General features: G+C 47.0%; 16 protein-coding genes. 4 read left to right on the plus strand and 12 right to left on the minus strand.

Features of this window, described 5'->3' with window-relative positions; all coding sequences use genetic code 11:
• Nucleotides 1-217 precede the first annotated feature (217 nt).
• Both QUA13_RS22970 and QUA13_RS22975 read right to left on the minus strand, forming a co-directional pair.
• The gene (locus tag QUA13_RS22970; protein WP_333202212.1) at nt 218-1,024 is read right to left on the minus strand and encodes a serine protease; all 807 of its coding nucleotides are present in this window, start codon (nt 1,022-1,024) and stop codon (nt 218-220) included.
• Nucleotide 1,025: 1 nt separating this feature from the next.
• Nucleotides 1,026-1,643, minus strand: a complete 618-nt coding sequence (locus QUA13_RS22975) for a COP23 domain-containing protein (RefSeq protein ID WP_333202214.1) — start codon at nt 1,641-1,643, stop codon at nt 1,026-1,028.
• A gap of 229 nt (nt 1,644-1,872) precedes the next feature.
• Between QUA13_RS22975 and QUA13_RS22980 the strand changes: the two genes are divergently transcribed.
• A complete protein-coding gene (locus tag QUA13_RS22980; protein ID WP_333202216.1) occupies nt 1,873-2,016 on the plus strand; it encodes a hypothetical protein in 144 nt (47 codons plus the stop codon).
• A gap of 125 nt (nt 2,017-2,141) precedes the next feature.
• Nucleotides 2,142-3,569 carry a glycogen synthase GlgA gene (gene glgA / locus QUA13_RS22985; protein ID WP_333202218.1) on the plus strand — a complete coding sequence of 476 codons (1,428 nt, stop codon included), beginning with the start codon at nt 2,142-2,144 and terminating at the stop codon, nt 3,567-3,569.
• Nucleotides 3,570-3,954: 385 nt separating this feature from the next.
• On the opposite strand, the gene QUA13_RS22990 is transcribed toward glgA, so the two are convergent.
• The 3 genes from QUA13_RS22990 to QUA13_RS23000 form a co-directional block, all read right to left on the minus strand.
• Entirely contained in the window at nt 3,955-4,383 is a 429-nt protein-coding gene (locus QUA13_RS22990) for a DUF1824 family protein (RefSeq protein ID WP_333202220.1), read from the minus strand.
• Between the two features lie 219 nt (nt 4,384-4,602).
• On the minus strand, nt 4,603-5,316 hold the full coding sequence (gene rnc, locus QUA13_RS22995) for a ribonuclease III (protein WP_333202222.1): 714 nt from the start codon (nt 5,314-5,316) through the stop codon (nt 4,603-4,605).
• 325 nt (nt 5,317-5,641) lie between these two features.
• Nucleotides 5,642-6,325, minus strand: coding sequence for an NYN domain-containing protein (locus QUA13_RS23000; RefSeq protein ID WP_333202224.1), 684 nt, complete (start codon nt 6,323-6,325; stop codon nt 5,642-5,644).
• A gap of 621 nt (nt 6,326-6,946) precedes the next feature.
• On the opposite strand from QUA13_RS23000, the gene QUA13_RS23005 reads away from it, so the two are divergent.
• Nucleotides 6,947-7,090, plus strand: a complete 144-nt coding sequence (locus QUA13_RS23005; RefSeq protein WP_172191134.1) for a chlorophyll a/b-binding protein — start codon at nt 6,947-6,949, stop codon at nt 7,088-7,090.
• Nucleotides 7,091-7,287: 197 nt separating this feature from the next.
• Here QUA13_RS23005 and QUA13_RS23010 read toward each other — a convergent pair whose 3' ends face one another.
• The 7 genes from QUA13_RS23010 to QUA13_RS23040 form a co-directional block, all read right to left on the minus strand.
• Entirely contained in the window at nt 7,288-7,500 is a 213-nt protein-coding gene (locus tag QUA13_RS23010) for a hypothetical protein (RefSeq protein WP_172191136.1), read from the minus strand.
• Nucleotides 7,501-7,606: 106 nt separating this feature from the next.
• Nucleotides 7,607-7,825 carry a hypothetical protein gene (locus QUA13_RS23015; RefSeq protein ID WP_333192171.1) on the minus strand — a complete coding sequence of 73 codons (219 nt, stop codon included), beginning with the start codon at nt 7,823-7,825 and terminating at the stop codon, nt 7,607-7,609.
• A gap of 463 nt (nt 7,826-8,288) precedes the next feature.
• Complete coding sequence (locus tag QUA13_RS23020; protein ID WP_172191140.1) at nt 8,289-8,681, minus strand: response regulator; 393 nt, start codon at nt 8,679-8,681, stop codon at nt 8,289-8,291.
• 530 nt (nt 8,682-9,211) lie between these two features.
• The gene (locus tag QUA13_RS23025) at nt 9,212-11,779 is read right to left on the minus strand and encodes a PAS domain S-box protein (protein ID WP_333202228.1); all 2,568 of its coding nucleotides are present in this window, start codon (nt 11,777-11,779) and stop codon (nt 9,212-9,214) included.
• 371 nt (nt 11,780-12,150) lie between these two features.
• A complete protein-coding gene (locus QUA13_RS23030; RefSeq protein WP_333202230.1) occupies nt 12,151-14,397 on the minus strand; it encodes a glycoside hydrolase in 2,247 nt (748 codons plus the stop codon).
• Between the two features lie 165 nt (nt 14,398-14,562).
• Nucleotides 14,563-14,799: a NifU family protein gene (locus QUA13_RS23035; protein ID WP_172191146.1), complete on the minus strand. Its 237-nt coding sequence runs from the start codon at nt 14,797-14,799 to the stop codon at nt 14,563-14,565.
• Nucleotides 14,800-15,077: 278 nt separating this feature from the next.
• On the minus strand, nt 15,078-15,728 hold the full coding sequence (locus QUA13_RS23040) for a DUF3386 domain-containing protein (RefSeq protein WP_333192180.1): 651 nt from the start codon (nt 15,726-15,728) through the stop codon (nt 15,078-15,080).
• Between the two features lie 319 nt (nt 15,729-16,047).
• Here QUA13_RS23040 and QUA13_RS23045 point away from each other — a divergent pair, with 319 nt between their 5' ends.
• Nucleotides 16,048-17,586, plus strand: a complete 1,539-nt coding sequence (locus QUA13_RS23045; protein ID WP_333202232.1) for a PAS domain S-box protein — start codon at nt 16,048-16,050, stop codon at nt 17,584-17,586.
• The last annotated feature ends 166 nt before the right edge of the window (nt 17,587-17,752 follow it).

Raw genomic sequence — 17,752 nt, forward strand, 5'->3', positions numbered from 1 at the left:
CCTACTCCGTTGATAAGGTGAAACTAAATATCTTGCACTTTCTCACCGAACCGCCAGGGATTTTAATCCCTGTTTCAAAGCTGAAGTCAACTGAAGTGGACTAAATACCCCGCTTATTTCTGAGTCCGCGTAGGCGGACTTCGTTTGACAAGAAGCGATTTTAATCGCCGAGTGACTATTAGCCAGGGAATTCATTCCCTGGCGGATGGCGGGTAATTCATTCCCTGGCGGATGGCAGGTAATTCGACGATGAACTGTAAGGCGAAATAAACCGCAAATAGGTACTAATCGGAATTCCCCAACTAGAATTAACCATTTGCTCTAACATTCTCCCTGACGGTTCTGTTCCATCTTCAAACGCATACACTCCAAAATCTGGATCGCGATTTTTTACCCGCCCATTAATGCCAATTAATAACCCCTGACTGTTAAAAATTGGCCCGCCGCTCATCCCGACAGCAATATCGTTCGTGTAACCCAAACGATAGCCTTGAGCGAGTGATTTTGGCGGCAGCACTGATACAACGCCTTGAGTAAACCGAAATGCCCGAATTCCTTGCTCGAAAGTAGTAGTTGAACTACCTCCCCGATACATCGGAAATCCTGCGGCAAATACAGGTTCTCCTACTGTTAATAAATCAGTGCTAATTCTGGTTTCTTGATACTGAATGGAACTGCGAAATTGGACGATCGCCAGATCCGCATTTCCCAACTGCAACGGTGATCCCAAAAGCCGATACTTCTGGCCGTCGGGCGCAAGAATGGTATGCTGCGGGCTGAAAGCCACAACGTGCCAACTCGTCAGCACCGTATAAACTTGCCCCTGCCGCCGTACAATCGCTCCCGATCCAGAAGCATTCGGTGTTAAAATTCGCACCGTCATCAACCTCGCCAACCGCTCAATATTGGCACTTTGACTGTCAGCAACCCCATAATTAGCCATCACAGGTTGAGCGGCGATTCTTATTGGAAAAAGACTCGCCGCGATCGCACAAATTGCCACCATGCGTAGCAAATCAATCACCTTAAAGCTCCCGCATTCCACCGCCAGTGGGCTGTTGAGGTGCAGGCTGATTGTTAGCCGGTGCTGGCTGATTGTTAGCCGGCGCAGGAGGTGCTACAGAGTTACCGCCTTCCTCCCCTAACCGCGGGCGCGCGTCAATGTAAGGCATCGCATCGCTTTCAGACAGCGCAGGCGCACCCGCTTGCCCCTCGCGCAACCCCATGAATTGATACAATGTGCGAACCGCGTCTTGACCTGGTTTGAGTGTATAAATTAAGCCGTCGCAGCGTGAGTTGACTTGACTAGCGGTGCAAATCACTCGCTGTCCGTTCATGTAGCCAACTGTCACAAACTTTAGCTGTTTGTTCTGGCGGAAAGTTTCCAAGCGCCCGCTAACTTCGCGACAGCGCGTCATAGGATCGTAGCCAGAGTCGCGGAAGTAGTCGGAAACCCAGTTAATCCAAACCTCCCGTACCCCTTGGCGGTTTTGGTACACCGTGGCGGGTGAACCGGATGAAGCATCGCACATAAAGCCTGATGTTGATTGGCTTTGGCTGGGTTTAGGGCTCAAAGCTAGGCTGCCGATCGCGATCGCCCCCGTTAAGACAGTCAGAAATTGTCGTTTAATCTCACTTTTCATCAACTTTACCTCACATTACAAATTGTTTCCTAAAACAACAGGCTGGGGGAAGCGGCAAAAAGACACAAAGTTCTTTGCCACTTCCCCCAGCCCCGCGAAACTCACATTCGTCACAGACTAGGCGCAGTGACTTGATATTCAGAAGTTTTTAAGGTCAAATGCTGTCGATACTCACAACCGTACAGCTACAATAGAAACACAAATAGATACACTTGAGAAGTTCTCTCTATTGTTAATCATTATTGTAAATCCTTTTCAACTGCCTGTCAACGCCTCAATCAGAAATAAGTTTTTGGCTAGTAAAAGGTGGGGCGATCGCTATTTTTTTTACCGCACAGCGACGCGGATGGAAAAAGGGCGATCGCATTCTTGAGTAAACTGCGATCGCTCGCTACAGCAACTCAGATTTATACTTGTTTTTGGGCGCTGCGTTAATATTGTGCCGCTCGCCATTTAAACTTAATCTAGACTAACAATCTCAAGGAACACAAAAAAATAATGCGCATTTTATTTGTATCCGCCGAAGCAGCACCCCTCGCCAAAGTCGGCGGTATGGGCGATGTCGTCGGCGCTTTGCCTAAATTTCTGCGGCGCATGGGACATGATGTCCGCATCTTCATGCCCTACTACGGTTTCATCCCCGACAAAATGGACGTTCCCAAAAAACCTGTTTGGGATGGGGCGGCCATGTTCCAAAGCTTCTCCGTCTTTGAAACTGTTTTGCCGGGAACCGATGTACCTTTATACTTATTGCAACATCCATCTTTCTTGCCGCGCCGCGTTTACGGCGGTTTAGATGAAGATTGGAGGTTCACTTTCTTTGCCAATGCTGCGGCTGAATTTGCCTGGAATCACTGGAAGCCCCAAATTATCCACTGTCACGACTGGCATACCGGGATGATACCTGTTTGGATGAGCCAAGACCCCGATATCAGCACGGTTTTTACTATTCACAATTTAGCTTATCAAGGGCCGTGGCGCTGGCGTTTGGAGCAGATGACTTGGTGCCCTTGGTATATGCAAGGTCACAATACAATGGCTGCCGCAGTACAGTTTGCCGATCGAGTAAATACAGTTTCGCCGACTTACGCCGAGCAAATCAAAACCCCAGCTTACGGGGAAAGTTTGGAAGGTTTGCTGTCTTTCATCGGCGGCAAGGTTTCGGGCATTTTGAACGGAATTGATACAGAATCTTACAACCCAGAAACTGACAAGTACATCCATCAACAATTCAGTGCTGATACTATTGAAAAGCGCCCAGCTAACAAAATTGCCCTGCAAGAAGAAGTCGGTTTAGAAGTGAATAAAGGTGCCTTTTTAATGGGCATGGTGACGCGGCTGGTAGAACAGAAGGGATTGGATTTGATTATTCAAATGCTCGATCGCTTCATGGCTTATACCGACGCTCAATTTATTGTACTCGGAACGGGCGATCGCTACTACGAAACCCAACTCTGGCAAATGACAGCCCGCTATCCCGGTCGGATGTCCACCCAATTACTCTACAACGAAGCCCTCTCCCGTCGCGTTTACGCAGGCTGCGACACCTTCCTGATGCCCAGCCGTTTCGAGCCCTGCGGCATCAGCCAAATGCTTGCCCTCCGCTACGGGTGCGTGCCAATGGTTCGCCGTACAGGCGGTTTAGTGGATACGGTTTCCCACAACGATCCGATCAATAACACTGGTACAGGTTACTGTTTCGATCGCTACGAACCCCTCGACTTGTTCACCTGCATGATCAGAACTTGGGAAGGTTTCCGCTACAAAGATAAGTGGAAAGAACTGCAACAGCGCGGCATGAGAGAAGATTTTAGCTGGGATATTTCGGCCCGGAAATACGTCAAGTTGTACAGCGATATTTTGGGACTGCCGCCCGAAGAAACTGCACCGGAACCACAGCCAGAATTGATCGTTGGTAAAAGTTAATCTTAGTAACGTGCGTCATATCAATTCCGGCTGCACTCCTTATGATATAGAGGACACGGCAGTGCCGTGTCCCTACAATTGATCGTGGTAGGGACACGGCACTGCCGTGTCATCCGTTTATATCATTCCGATGCTAACGGAGTTGATATCAATCGGTGTTTGATTCAACTGAATCGAGAGGCGATCGGCTGACGCACCCTACAGCTTAGTAAGGTGCATCAGTCAATCGATTTTAGATTTTAGATTTTAGATTTTAGATTGAAGCATTGACCCCACGGATAAATTCGGGGGCTTGTATCCTGGATGCTTTCAGTCAGTTTTTGATTCAATTTAATCGATCGACTGACTACTGACTACTGACTACTGACTACTGACTACTGACAAATTAATCAACAAATAAATCGAGAGGTAAATGACCGTAAGTGCCAGTAACTCCACCTTCTGAGGAAGATTGACACGAAATCAAAACGCCCCGATAAGTTCCGATATAACCGTCAACATAATACGAACCCTTCAAAGTATTGAACTTAATATAAACCGAACCAGCAAAGGTCGAGACAGCATTGGGATCTAAAACAGCTTGATATCCCAAAGCTTTCAAATAAGCTTCTAAAGCTAAAAACCCCTCATCCGTCGAAGAAGCGCACACTCCCAACATTTGATAATCCGACAAACTTGCTACCAGCAAAATCGCTTGACGGAGTGCCTGTTTTTCCAGCGGCGATGCTACAGATTGCATATCCAGACAAGTGAAATCCTTGAGGATTTGCTGTGCTTCTTCAACAGTTAGGGTAGTCGGGTTTTGAGTAGACATGAATTGCTCTGATATTTCCCAAAATTACGATCGACACTCGGGTACTCGTCAACGAATTTCTGCCATTGCCACCCTCGATCGACGGCGGTTACACTTGCGCAAGTCCTGATTATAGCCCATTGTGGACTCTGGCAATCAATTCGGGCGATCGTCTTCGAGGGCTTCGCTAACGCCCGTAGCGCACAAAAAAGCTTGTAGTTTTTACCGATGTTTTCAAATTTAGATCAGTCCGCGTTTTTTCAGCTTTGCTAGCGCATCTTCGGCCGCATTTTTCTCAGCATCTTTTTTGCTTTTGCCTTTACCTTCTCCATAGAGTTTCTCTGCGACATAAACTTTAGCGAGAAATTCCGGCTTGTGGGGTGTGCCTCCTTCTTGGATGGTCACGTATTTGGGCGGAGTCGTGTCACCGTTGGCCTGTACCCATTCCTGAAAGCGATTTTTCGAGTCTACAGTCGATCGAGTTTCCACAACATTTTCGGGAACAGAATCAAACATTTGTCGCACAAAGTTGCGAACTTTGTCCATGTCTTGCGTGTCCAGATAGTAAGCGCCAATAAATGCTTCAAAAGTGCTGCTGAGCAAATTTGGGTTGGTAATCCCACCTTCTCGATAAGCTCCTTTTCCCAGCCGCATTTTTAAATCTAAATTAATTTCAGTAGCAAATCTGGCTAATTGTTTTTCATCTACTAATGCAGAACGCCGGCGAGTCAGTTGGTCTTCTCCCATTTCTGGGTGACGCTGATAGAGATATTCGCCGCTGAGAAAAGTCAGCAAAGCATCGCCGAGAAATTCTAAGCGTTCGTTGTCTTCTTCGCGGAATGTGGGGTTTTCGTTGACGTAGGAACGGTGGGTAAGTGCTTGGCGCAGCAGTTTTTCATTGGTGAATTCGGGTATGATAATTTTAAGTTCTTGTTTTTGGTTAGTTAATGGCATGGGAGTTTTGTAATGGTTATTGTTTTTGGAGTTGGGTGTTATTATGTGGACATGAAAGAGCCGCAGATAGCGGTTGGTTTGGAGAATCTAGTTTATCAAATAAACTGGATTTTTGCTATCTGCGGCGAGGTAAATTTTAACAGATATTTGACGGTTCTACTATTACCCCGTTAGTCCGTCAGTCCGCCAGGGGTTTTAACCCCTGGCTCATAGCTAAAGTCGTCTTAAGACGACTGAAGATTGTGTTTTTCAACTGTCAGTCAGTTGGTTAAAACCGACTTTAGCTATTAGACAGGGAATTAATTCCCTGGCAGGCTGTGTTGCTTCAAGCAGATAATGTATCTGCTTCAATTGATAACTTTTTTGGATTTTCAAGTTGCGGTTTCAATCCTGCACATAAACTAGACAATTCGTCTACATCATGAAAGTTATCCTCACCAACAAGGTTAATCAGTTTTTGGCTTGCACTTTTACGACGTGCAAAAACGATGACTGTTATACCCAAATCCTTCAAAACGGTGATTAAACCTGCAAAGTCCCGATCTCCTAAGACTAGGATAATTATGTCCAGAGAAGGCTTCATTGCCACTCGTTTGATACAGTCAAACACCAATTGTTTATCTAGACTGTTTTCCCCTGAATCGACAACAACGCCTGGACAACCCAGCTTTTCTAGCCGATTTTTGTCGTTAACTTGATTTTTGTGCTGCGGGTTATAGTAAATTTTAGGCGGTTCTAAACGTCCTTTTGATTGGGCAAAAGCAAGCAGTAGTTCAGCTTGATTTTGGTTTAAGTGGACGTTCTGAGTATCCCAAAACATAGCACCTCGCTGAGACTGGCTTTGTTGTTTGCCAATTACTGAATGATTGTCCGTCATTTGATTATGTCCTACAAAGAGGTTGACTGGACAGCCTCGACATATCGCGCCTCTAGCATTAAGGGAGTTTTGTCTATGGGTTTGCTCAAAAAAGAACATCTCCGCGCAAGACAATCTTTTACCACAAAACACTTTGATTTTGTAGGGATTTGATTAGCGTCTTAGCTACAGGGTTTACAGAACGGGGACGAGCTTAGTAGCAGCCCGTTGAAGGGAAATGGAACTCAATAATGTTTCGATTTTCTCAAGCTTGTCTCAAGTTGTTAAAACGACATTAGACTCACATTCCGCGAAGGGAAATGGAACTCAATAATGTTTCGATTTTCTCAAACTTGTATCAACTTGTTAAAACGACATTAGACTTACTTTCCGCTCAACGGGGTGCTAGAAACTTGCCCCAGTTTTATAAACCGTGTAGCTAAGACGACTCAATCAACATTCCTTCATTTTGAATGCGATATTTAGTTTTAGCTGTGCTTTTAGGGTAGCATTCTAATTATTGGATGTCAAGTATTAACTAAAGATAATTGTCTTATATCCTTAGACATCTCACCAAGGTTTTCGCCAATTTGACACCGATCGACCGTTCCCACATAAAAAACCCTCTCCCCCTCCCCCGATCGCCCCTCTCCCTGCGGGCCCATCCCGCTTATCTCCGGCATTAGAACAGTAAATGTAAAAATATGTTGCAAACTTTGTACTGCTGTGTTAAGTTTAGTTACAGAAGGTTGAAATTAAACGAGGTTTCTGGTCATGGAAAACAAAGACGCAAAAGTTGGCTTCACTGAGTTTGCTGAAACCTGGAACGGCCGTTTGGCAATGTTGGGCTTCGTTATCGGTCTAGCTACCGAATTCCTCACCGGTCAAGGCATTCTCTCTCAAGTCGGTTTGATGTAATCAGCTCTTCTGCATACAATAGCTGAAATTCAGTCGGGCGATCGACCCCATCACAATTGCAAAAGCCCCCCCGCTCATAAGTCCCCTTCACTTCACACGGAAGGGGGCTTTTGCATTTTCTCTCAAAAAATCCCACAGATGGCAGAATCAAAAATCTTTTCCGTCTCGATATTTATCGCGAGACTAACTCCAGCAAACTAAGCAATTCCTACCGAATCCAACATCCTCATTTTAGGAGTCAAAGCAGGAAGCTTCACCAAACCGTCCCGTTTGTGAGTCCGCGCGCTGTTACCTAAAATCATCTCCGACAAATCCGGCATTTCCTGCCAGCAGTGCGAGCAAAACCAATAAACGCGATTGTGGCGAGCGTGGCGGAGCAATTGAGAGGAGCAACAAGGGCAACTATTCATGAGATTTTAAACCTTTTTTAAGATATGGAGCGATAACCAATTCATTACAGATATTGACGAATGTCGGTGCATCACAACTTCATACACAACAAGAAAAAATCTCTTTTCAATCACAACTTTGAGCGTCTCGCAAGTAGCATTTTTGGAAACCGAACAGCAACACCACTATCAGAAGCTGAACATTCCAAGGGGCCCAAGAGAAACCCCAAAGAAAACAACCAAGTCCGGCTAAAGCCACAAGAACAAAAATATCTTGAGATGTTTGCCAGTAAATCCCGACTGCCACCAGAGAAACTATCAGTAGCAAAATGTAAGCTGAGGGCATAGTCGTCTTCTCCCAATGTATCTGCCACCAGTCAGGATCGCTCCCTGACCATGTGCTTAAACTTAAAACTAAAACCTGAAGAACTTATGAAGACGAGAAAGTTGTCACAAAAAGTAAAATACTCCTGCCAGCTTATATTTTTATCAGAAACCAGCAGGAATATTGAGTTCATGGCTGAGGTCGAATCCGGTTAAATGAACGCACTAGAAATAGGGATTTAGGCCTAGTCTATTGGTATCAATTTCACCGCAAGGAAGGCAGGCGTTTCAACCCTGCCTTCCTTGCGGTTTTTAGTCTTAAACTGACTGGACGAAAGGCACAGAGCCTAAGTCCTTACACTTATGCTGTACGATCGCCCGGATTCAATCTGAAGCACAATACCAAAGAAACCAAGTTTTTTTAACTTTCTTTGCGTGCAAGACTAATGCTTGAAAAACTGCACAATTCAATGCGCGCGATCGATCTATTTTTGCTCCCAGCCCAAAGCTTCAGCGACCTGAGCCGCCAAAAACATCGGTTCAAAAGGCTTAGCAATCACGCTCACAACCCCCAAATCCGCGAACATCCGCCTGTCCCCAGCGAGAGCTTTAGCCGTCAATAAAATTACCGGAATGTGCTGCGTAGCATTATTAGCTTGTAACTGTAAAAAAGTAGTAGGCCCGTCTTGGTCGGGCATCATCACGTCCAATAAAATAGCATCAGGCTGTTCGGCAAGAGCCTTAGCAACACCCTCGCGGCCAGAACTCGCAGTCAGGACTTCCCAGCCCCCCACTACCTCAAGACTGACTTGAGCCACTTCCCGAATATCTTCCGCATCGTCAATAACCAAGATGCGCTTGGCAGTCAATATTAACATTTTTTTAGAAATGAGAACTGATCGTAGACTAGAGGCGAAATGTGAATTTTTTGTAAAACAAATTATCTTACCAGATCAGACTTTACAGTAAATTTTCAAAACTGTATAGCAGGTGTTGAAGGCTATAGCGGCGAAGCTGAGCGGGTAAAAAGAAAGAAGAAAGAAGACCGAAGTTGTAATCTACCGCCAGGTTTTCAACAATTAAGAACATCCTAACCGTCCGGCGCGGTTGCTGTAAAATCTCTCCCCCAAAAAAAGCCGTTTTTCGACCTCAAATCGCGGTTTTTGCTCGCAGTCCCCGAACGACAGAAAAGGCTGAGATTGTTAGTCGGTGACCGAAAGCATCCAGGATACAAGCCCCCGTATTCATCCGTGGAGAAATAAAAAACCTGTATCCGATAAACCAGCCCCCGAATTTATCCGTGGGGTCAATGCTTCAATCTAAAATCTAAAATCTAAAATCTAAAATCGATTGACTCGATCGAACAATCTGCACAAAATCAGTAACTTTGGATACACCTGCGTAGAAATTAACTTTCCGTTGCAAGCGCCTCCCTTGGAACTGGCAGACTTAAGAAAAAAGTGCTGCCCTCCCCCAAAACGCTCTCCACCCACATCCGGCCCCCGTGCTGCTGCACTATACTGCGACATATAGCCAGCCCCAAACCAGTACCTCCCTTCTGGCGAGAATCAGAAGCATCAACCTGTTGAAACCGTTCAAAGACCATCTCCAGCTTGTCTGCCGGAATACCCCGCCCTTGGTCTTTCACAGCAATCAGGATGTACGACGATCTCGATACTGTCAAGTGCGGATGGGCGAGGGCAGCCTCAGCAGACAACAAAGACGGAGACGACACCGACTTCAACCCAGCTTTTTCTGCCAAATCCCGATTGTGGATCAACTCCCCGCTCAGCCAAACCGTAGCCCCGGAGGGAGAAAATTTGATAGCATTACTGAGCAAATTTGTCAAGGCTTGAATTAGCCGATCGGGAACAGCTTGCAATTGCGCCCCCACAGGCCTCACCGACAGAGTAACTCCCGCCTCCTGAGCCATTCCTTGCATCTCGTCGGCCGCCTGCCGCATCAGCTCAGCGACATTGCAAGTTTGTTTGATGGCAGTGCTGTAATTCGACTCCATCCGCTCTAAATCCAAGATGTCGTTGACCAAGCGCACCAAGCGTTCAGTGTTAGTGACAGCAATCTCCAGCATCCGCTTGGCTTTGTGGGGGTAAACGTCAAGCAGGCCGCTGTTGAGAAGGCCGAGGGCGCCGTGAATCGAAGTCATGGGCGTCCGCAGTTCGTGGCTGACAACAGAGATGAATTCATCTTTCATGCGCTCGACGGCAAGCCGCTCAGTGATATCCTTAAAAGTCACCACAGCTCCAATAATTTCGCCTTGTTCTCGCATCGGAGCAACAACGTACTCAACCGGAAAACTGCTACCGTCTCGCCGCCAAAAAATCTCATCCGTGACGCGCCGCGCCTCTCCGTCTTCCAAGGTCGCTAAAATTTGAGAACTTACCCGGTTTGGCAGCAGTTTGGCCGGGGCTGGCGGTGCGGCGCAGCCTGGGGCAATTTCAGCGCCTGAATTAATTTCTGTTGCAGGTGACAGTTGCTCGATCGCCCTTGAGGATTCTTCCTGTGAACGGTGTAAGCTTTCATAGAGCGGTCGATCGATCAATTGCTTCAATTCGCAGCCGGCCATTCTCACCGCCGCAGGATTGACAAAAGTTACTTTTCCATGTCTGTTCAACCCGCAAATTCCTTCTCCTGCGGAGAACAAAATCATTTCTGTTTGGTGGCGGAGTTGTTCAAAGGCTTTTTCGACTCGCTTGCTGTCGCTGATGTCGCGAGAGATTGTTGAAACGCCGGTTACCGCTCCTGTGGCGTCTTTAATCGGAGAAATCGTCAGGGACACATCTATCTGTTGGCCGTCTTTCCGCAAGTGCACGGTTTCGTAATGGTCGATGCTGGCTCCCGCCCTAATATGTTCCAGAATTTGGGGAATTTCCTTGGGGCGTTCGGGTATTGCTAACATCTCGATCGACTGCCCCTTGATTTCCGCCGCACAGTAGCCGTAAATCTTCTCTGCTCCTGCGTTCCAGCTCTGAATTGTCCCGGCGAGGGTTTTGCTGATTATACCGTCGTCGGAAGACTCGACAATCGACGCTAAGCGCACGAGTTCGTCTCTAGCTTGCTTGTATTCCGTGATGTCGCGGCCCAAAATCACGATACTTTTGCGTCTGCCGTCGGGGTGAAATACGGGTACTTTAATCACGTCGTAGATTTTCACAGTACCGTCCGATCGGAGAATCACTTCTTCTCCCCTAGAAAGCTTACCTTTTGCCCACGCTTCTCTATCGCTGACCTCGCACGCCTGTAGGGCCTCGCGGTAAAAAGTGCTGAGTTCTCCTAGCTGAAAATCTTTAAGGCCGCGGTAGTCTATTTTTTCTAGCTCGAACACTTCCAATATCGCTTGATTTGCCTCCTGCCACCTGCCCTCACCATCTTTGAAGCAGACAATATCTGGCATGGCATTCATCAGCAAGTCGAGATAGGAGTTTTCTCGCCCTGCAGCTTCTACCTCCGCCCGCTTGGCGATTTCCCGTTGCAGGTTTTCGTTTGCCGTTTGCAGCGAGTCGATTAACAAACTTTCTTTAAAAGTTCTTTCTTTAATTACTTCTTGAAGTCTGTGGAGTTCTAGCGACAGCCGCCTGCGGGCTAACAAATTTTCTACCCGCAAGTGCAGTTGGGCGGCATCGAGGGGAGTTGCTATCAAATCGTCAATTCTGCCATCGAGTTGTTTTGCCGGCAGCGAAAATTGCTTAGAAAGATCAGGCGTTTGGGATTTACTAAGGAGCAAAAACGGTAAAAATATCGGCTCGGCGGCAGCTTTTAATGCTTCTATCAGCGGCCCGATGCGATCGAAAGAGGCCTCGTCGAGAATGCACAAGTCAAAAGGGATTTGGGGAAAGGTAAATTCGGAGTTGGGATCTAAAGCGCGATCGAGTACGATCACCTCATGCTCGGTGTTGAGGTGGGCGATCGGCAAATTAGGTTGTTGGTGGCGATCGACCAAGAGTAAAATGCAGCTCATTAGTTTGTTGATTTCCCCATGACTAATGATATGATGATCCGGTAAATTAACCATTATACGGTTTGTCTTGACGAATCCTTTCCTCTTTGCAATCAGGACTCAAGCCCTCACTACAAACAAATTTTATAGCTATACAACGACTGGATGCGAGCGTAATGATGAAAGCATTAGGCAGCAAGATCCGAATCTCCCTGTCAAGAAAAGTTGATAATTATTGAATTGTTTTTTCCTTCACAAAATGACTAATGAGTGTTGACTAATTCAGTTGGGGGGGGCGGGTTTATATTTAGTATTTGGCTTTGCAGTGCTATTTTGCTGGTGAAACCCGCCCCTACAGACTAATGACCTAATGACTGATGACTAATTACTTTTTACGGCATTCCGATCGCAATCAAAGCATCTTCCGGCATACAGGTAGAGTAACGCTCCCCTTCCGATAAAACCGCAATCAGCCTCATCTGCCAGTCGGGCATAATCTGCAAATCCGCCCAGGGCACTGCTATCTCCAAACATTTATCCAATCCCACTTGGGCCCGGCTGAGGCGGGGCTGCCACTCATCGCCATCTCCTGCTTCGTGAAACGCAATCGATTTCGTGAGCAAATTAATCTCTAACTGATGGTGGAATCGATAGTTTAGCGGTGCTTCGTCGGGCAAATCAGACAGCGGAATCAGACTGTTTTTCATCGTGCGATCGGGATAAAACCAGAACAAATTTAACTCTGGAGGGCAATCAATTCCCGGCCGCACCCCTGCCTTGAAGTCGGCGCGAATGTAAAAATTCAAGTGGTCAACCCCGTACCAAAGCCGCTGAATTGCCGAACTCCGGTGCATCGTACCCCTTGCTCCCCCAACTTCAATCCGGCCGGCTTTGTCCCAATCCTGTTCGTTGCCGATACCGTCAATCACCGGGTGAATAAAGCTCAGCGGCTGGTGGTCGCCTTGAACCTCGTGCACCTCTACTTGCCGGCGCACTTCCGGGGGTACGGGTTCGCCGAGAGCTTCGTAAATCCCCGCTACGTGTTCGCGAAATAGCTGGTCGAACATGGCATCTTGGTTCGATGTGTGGCCTTCGCCAAACCACCAGAACCAGTCGGAACCTTCGGCAGCGTAAAGCGCTTCCCAAGCTTCTGGGTTGCTTTCTTCTGTGGCCTCTGGATGGTTTGCCAGCATTTGTCTGGCGGGCCCTAATATGTCCCAAGCGCGATTTTTCGCGGGATCGCCGATCCAAGTTGTGAGAGAACCGTCCACCCAAGAACCGGTGTGCAGTTGGGCTGCGGGAATTGTTTCGGTTGCTGGGAATTTGTCGAGAAATTCCGAGACTGTGACTAATTTGATATCTGGATTGTCGCTGAGAGTTTGATATAGAGATTCCAAGAAGGGTTTGCCGTCTTGGGGATAGAATTCCCAGCAATTTTCGCCGTCTAGGGCGATCGTAACTAACCAGGGATTTTCTAAAGCTGTTTGGCCGTCGGACTGTCGGTGTTTGAGAGTTTTGCCGATCGCTTCTAAGTGCCCCACTAAATCTGATGCTGCTTTTTTCGGTTCCATCGAACCGTAAGTAAACCCGATCAAGTCGGACAATCTGTGGTCTCTAAATACTATGGCTAAATCGCCGTCAGGAGTTTCTAAACGGTAAGGGCGATATAACAATTCTGGTTCGCCGACATTCCCTGCCGCGTCGCGGTTAAAAAAGTGTTTAATTGTCCACCCCAATACTGCTTCGTCCGAGACTATCCATTTAAAGCCTTGTTTGGCAATGTAGGGCAAAATTTCCGGGCTGACTGCTTGTTCCGACGGCCACAAACCGCGCGGTTGGCAATCAAACCGGTCTTCATACATTTCCCAGGCTTTTCTCAGGTGTCGGGGAATATCTTCTTCCCACTGAAACCGGTGTTGTGGCAGCGTCATGTTGGGAATGGCTATGCGGCCGCCGTTGGTGTCGGCAAGCAGCGGTAAAATCGGGTGCGTGTAGGGGGTTGTGGAGACTTCCAACTGTCCCTCAGCTTGCATTTTACGGTGCTGGGGAATGATGCGAGCGAGGATTTCTTTTTGTTTTGAGTAGATGTTTTTTCTGTCGGTCAAACTAAAATTTTGTCCTTGTTTCAGCCACCCTGCAATCTCGGGGTCGTCCCAAAACATCGGGTCAATCCAAGCTAAATTGTGCCACGCCAGCAAGTCGCTAAAATCCTGCAATTTCCAGTTTGTCAAACACCACTGAATGCCTTTTTCCTGCCGCTGAGTGTAGAGTTGAGCGTAGCGGGGATGCGGCTGAATCAGAGTGTGGTAATTGGCGTCAAAAAAGTGTTCTAAAATGAACTCTTGTTCTGGGAGGGTTAAAATTTCTGCTGACTTTAATGTCACCGTCAAGTAAGGGTCTAATGCTCTGTCTGCGATGCAGTCTTCTATCTGCAAAATCAAGGAGGGAACCAGGTTTACGGTTTGATGCAGTTTGGGATATTTTGCCAGAAGGAGAACTAAATCCAAGTAGTCTTTGACTCCGTGCAAGCGCACCCAAGGCAGTCGGTACTGAGCTGCTGCTGTGCTAGCTGATACTCGGGATTTGTACAGCGGTTGGTGTTGGTGCCAAATGAAGGCTACATAAAGAGGGTGAGACATTGAATTGTGTAATTGGTAATTGGTAATTGGTAATTGGTAATTGGTAATTGGTAATTGAATTTGGTAATTGGTAATTGAATTTGGTAATTGGTAACAGTCAACTGGTAATTGGTAACAGTCAACTGTCAACCGTCAACTGCCAACTGCCAATTACCAACTGACTAATTACATTACCTGTTCGACTTCGGCAATTTCTGGGATGGCCTCGCGCAGGCGGCGTTCAATGCCCATTCTCAGAGTCATTGTGGAACTTGGGCAAGAGCCGCAAGCTCCTTGCAGTCTCAGGTGTACGACTGGGCCGTCGATTTCTACGAGCTCGACGTTGCCGCCATCTGATATCAGGTAGGGCCGCATTTCATCGAGAACTGTTTCGACGTTATCTTTCGTTAGTGCTAGTGTCATATTTCGCCTCTGTGATGATTTCTTGCAGTTGATTTTGTTCGATTTGACTCAAGGGCAGCATTCTCAACCGCGCAGGATTTAAGCAACCGGGTTTCTTGACAAAAGACTTGCGCACTCAGGTGAGCTGGCTGCAGGAAACCCGGTTTCTGTCACGCTGATGCTAGATCTGAATTCGGTCTCTGGTTCGATCGTAGCGTTACTTGCTGCCAAATCAAGTTGATTCTGATAGGTTAACCAAAAAAACCCGTTTTATTTAATAAATTGGGTTTTCGATCGCGCTACACTACTGCTGGTTCTAGCAGTTTGACGTTGGAGTAGTTGAACTCGGTTGTTGTCAGTTGACCTTTTTCTTTCGATCGAACTACTTGCTTTGTCATGACATAATAGTCGCCTATCTTGTCAAAGGTATCTTCAAATTCGAGTTCTCTGATGATTTCGTCTGTTTGGGGGTTGCGGAAAACGGCATCGTAGTGAGTCGCCAAAGAACCTTCGGGTGTTTCTAAGCTTTTGTGCGTGTCAATTACGAAAGCCATGCGGCCCATCACCCGGCTGACTTGACAAATTGAAAGACCTCGGATTTTATAGTTAGAACCCATTGAGTCGCCTTGCACTAAAATATCCACAGCGTCGGTGCTGTCCTTCTCGCCCAAGGTGAAGCTATTTTTGCCGTGAGATTTTTCAAATGTCGAGCGTTTGCGGTGGGTGACAATATCGCGCATTTGGGTGTAGACGCTTTGCTGCACTTCCTCGTCTTCAATGCCGCTGACTTCCACGCTCATGTCGGGTTTGATGGAAACATGACCCGTGTATACTTCCTCGCCCTGTTTGAGTTCAATATCGGCACTGTAACCGGGAAAATTAGCATCCCAGGTGTAGCGGTGTTCGTAAGCAGCGCGAAACAAATCGCGAGCGTTGGCTTGCTCTGTCATAAATCCCTCTTTCTCTTGACACCCATCTAGTTTAGCTTAACCGCGAGAACCCCCACATTCACTGGATAGGGGAGTTACCCGCACTCCTGGCGAGCACTTCTTGGGGGTGCTGCTGGGCAGGTAATTCGATCGCAACAAGAATTTACTTTTTCTATCGGTTGCTATGATCTGAAAATAAAGTCACAAAATGCCTGGTTATTGAGATCGCGATCGGTCGATCGCCAGACAGCAATCTTAGTTATCGGTTATTTTAAAAAAACTTGTGTCCGCTTTTTAGGGGTTGCACCTGTGGCAACTCTCAGATTCCCCCATTAATAAAATGCTAGAAACAGTCTACAAACATTTAGAAACATTGCAGAAACAAGCTAGCGAATTGCCACCACCGCAACAGGCAATTTTAACAAAAACTCTGGAAGAATTATCAAATTCTTTGCAGGAAATAGCAGCCAGCCGCCTGTTTGAAAGCGCGAGATATAACGAAGCAAAGCTGGTTGAAATTGAAAAAAATAATCGCCTCTTGGAACGCACTGTCGCCCAGCAAGCATCGCAAATCAGACAGCTACAGGAGCAGTTGGCAAAACAAATCAGCCAGCACCGCAGGGACAATCAAGGATTAATTAAAAGCGAAGCAAAACTGCAAGCTCTGCTGCGCAATTCTCCGGATCTAATTAGCATTGTCGGCTCCGACGGGCGAGTTCGATACCACAGCGGAGCTTTACAGCGCCTTTTGGGTTACAACCTAGAAGAAAGAATTGGCAATTTTCACGGCGAGTTAATCCATCCAGACGATTTACTGGCTTGGCAGGCGTATTTTGGCAATTTGTTAGAAGCTCCCGCAATTGCTGGACAGATCGAATATCGGATACGCCACGCTGACGGTTATTGGCTCTACATCGAGTCGATAGGTAACAGTTTGGTTTCCGATTCTAGCGTGCAGGGAGTTATCATTAATTCGCGGGAAATAGGGGAACGCAAGCAAGCAGAAATGGCAGTCCGGGAGTCGGAACTGCACTACAGAGTTATGTCGCAAATTACTTCGGATTTTGCCTATTCTTTTAAGGCACTGCCAGACGGCAAGTTCGCCTGCGAGTGGGCGACAGAAGCTTTTGAGCGCTGCGCCGGTCTCGTTCCTGAAGAATTAGAATCGTTTGGTTGGTGGAACTCCGAGATCGTTCATCCCGACGACCGGGAAATATTAATTAAACAATTAGAATGCTGTAGTTTCAGTCGCACGGGAGCCAACGAGTATCGCATTATTAATCAAAAAGGCGAGGTGCGCTGGGTGCGGGACTACTGGCAAGTGGTGTGGGACAAAACTGCTGAACGGGTTGTCCGTTTGTGGGGCGCTTGTCAGGAAATTACCGATCGCAAGCAAGTAGAATTGAAACTGCAACTCGTTAACCAAGTTTTGCAAGCGCAGATAGCATCGGCGCCGCTGGCGATTAACTGTACCAGCAATGACGGCAATACCGTTGTTTGGAACCGCGCCGCCGAAATTTTTTTTGGCTGGACTGCGGCTGAGGTTTTAGGGAAACCTTTACCGAATATTCCTGGAGGCCAAAAGCAAGATTTTTACGCGCTGCTGAAGTCTGCGTCTAATGGCCAACCGCAAAACGGTTTGGAAGTATCTTTGTTGAAAAAAGATGGTAGATCGATCGATGTTTGGCTTTGGACAGCTCCCGTGCGAGATCCAGGCGGCCAGACTGTCGGCAGTATCAACATATTTTCCGATCTTTCAGAACGCAAGCGCATAGAGGAAGAGCGCCAAAAACTAGCAGCGATGAAAGATATCGAGGAACCTTTTTGGGCGCGCTATGTCAGCCCTCCAAAAACTCCTAAAAAAAAGGGCGAACGCTAATCTTATCAAGCACAAGTTAAGAGCATGGAAAGTGTGAAACAGCAATCTTTTGCTGGCGATCTAATTTCCGGTAAAATAACCTATTCGATGCAGGGTAAGCTCATCTAATTTGGTATAAATTGTACTTGACAAAAAAACAACTATAGAAAACGTGGTATTCACGTAT

The sequence above is a fragment of the Microcoleus sp. S28C3 genome (genome assembly GCF_036700785.1).
GTDB lineage: Bacteria > Cyanobacteriota > Cyanobacteriia > Cyanobacteriales > Microcoleaceae > Microcoleus > Microcoleus asticus.

Bases quoted from the DNA above. Each gene is read 5' to 3' on its own strand.
- QUA13_RS22975 (WP_333202214.1), bottom strand. From the start codon at position 1,643: ATGAAAAGTGAGATTAAACGACAATTTCTGACTGTCTTAACGGGGGCG.
- glgA (WP_333202218.1), top strand. From the start codon at position 2,142: ATGCGCATTTTATTTGTATCCGCCGAAGCAGCACCCCTCGCCAAAGTC.
- QUA13_RS22990 (WP_333202220.1), bottom strand. From the start codon at position 4,383: ATGTCTACTCAAAACCCGACTACCCTAACTGTTGAAGAAGCACAGCAA.
- rnc (WP_333202222.1), bottom strand. From the start codon at position 5,316: ATGCCATTAACTAACCAAAAACAAGAACTTAAAATTATCATACCCGAA.
- QUA13_RS23005 (WP_172191134.1), top strand. From the start codon at position 6,947: ATGGAAAACAAAGACGCAAAAGTTGGCTTCACTGAGTTTGCTGAAACC.
- QUA13_RS23010 (WP_172191136.1), bottom strand. From the start codon at position 7,500: ATGAATAGTTGCCCTTGTTGCTCCTCTCAATTGCTCCGCCACGCTCGC.
- QUA13_RS23015 (WP_333192171.1), bottom strand. From the start codon at position 7,825: ATGCCCTCAGCTTACATTTTGCTACTGATAGTTTCTCTGGTGGCAGTC.
- QUA13_RS23020 (WP_172191140.1), bottom strand. From the start codon at position 8,681: ATGTTAATATTGACTGCCAAGCGCATCTTGGTTATTGACGATGCGGAA.
- QUA13_RS23025 (WP_333202228.1), bottom strand. From the start codon at position 11,779: ATGAGCTGCATTTTACTCTTGGTCGATCGCCACCAACAACCTAATTTG.
- QUA13_RS23030 (WP_333202230.1), bottom strand. From the start codon at position 14,397: ATGTCTCACCCTCTTTATGTAGCCTTCATTTGGCACCAACACCAACCG.
- QUA13_RS23035 (WP_172191146.1), bottom strand. From the start codon at position 14,799: ATGACACTAGCACTAACGAAAGATAACGTCGAAACAGTTCTCGATGAA.
- QUA13_RS23040 (WP_333192180.1), bottom strand. From the start codon at position 15,728: ATGACAGAGCAAGCCAACGCTCGCGATTTGTTTCGCGCTGCTTACGAA.
- QUA13_RS23045 (WP_333202232.1), top strand. From the start codon at position 16,048: ATGCTAGAAACAGTCTACAAACATTTAGAAACATTGCAGAAACAAGCT.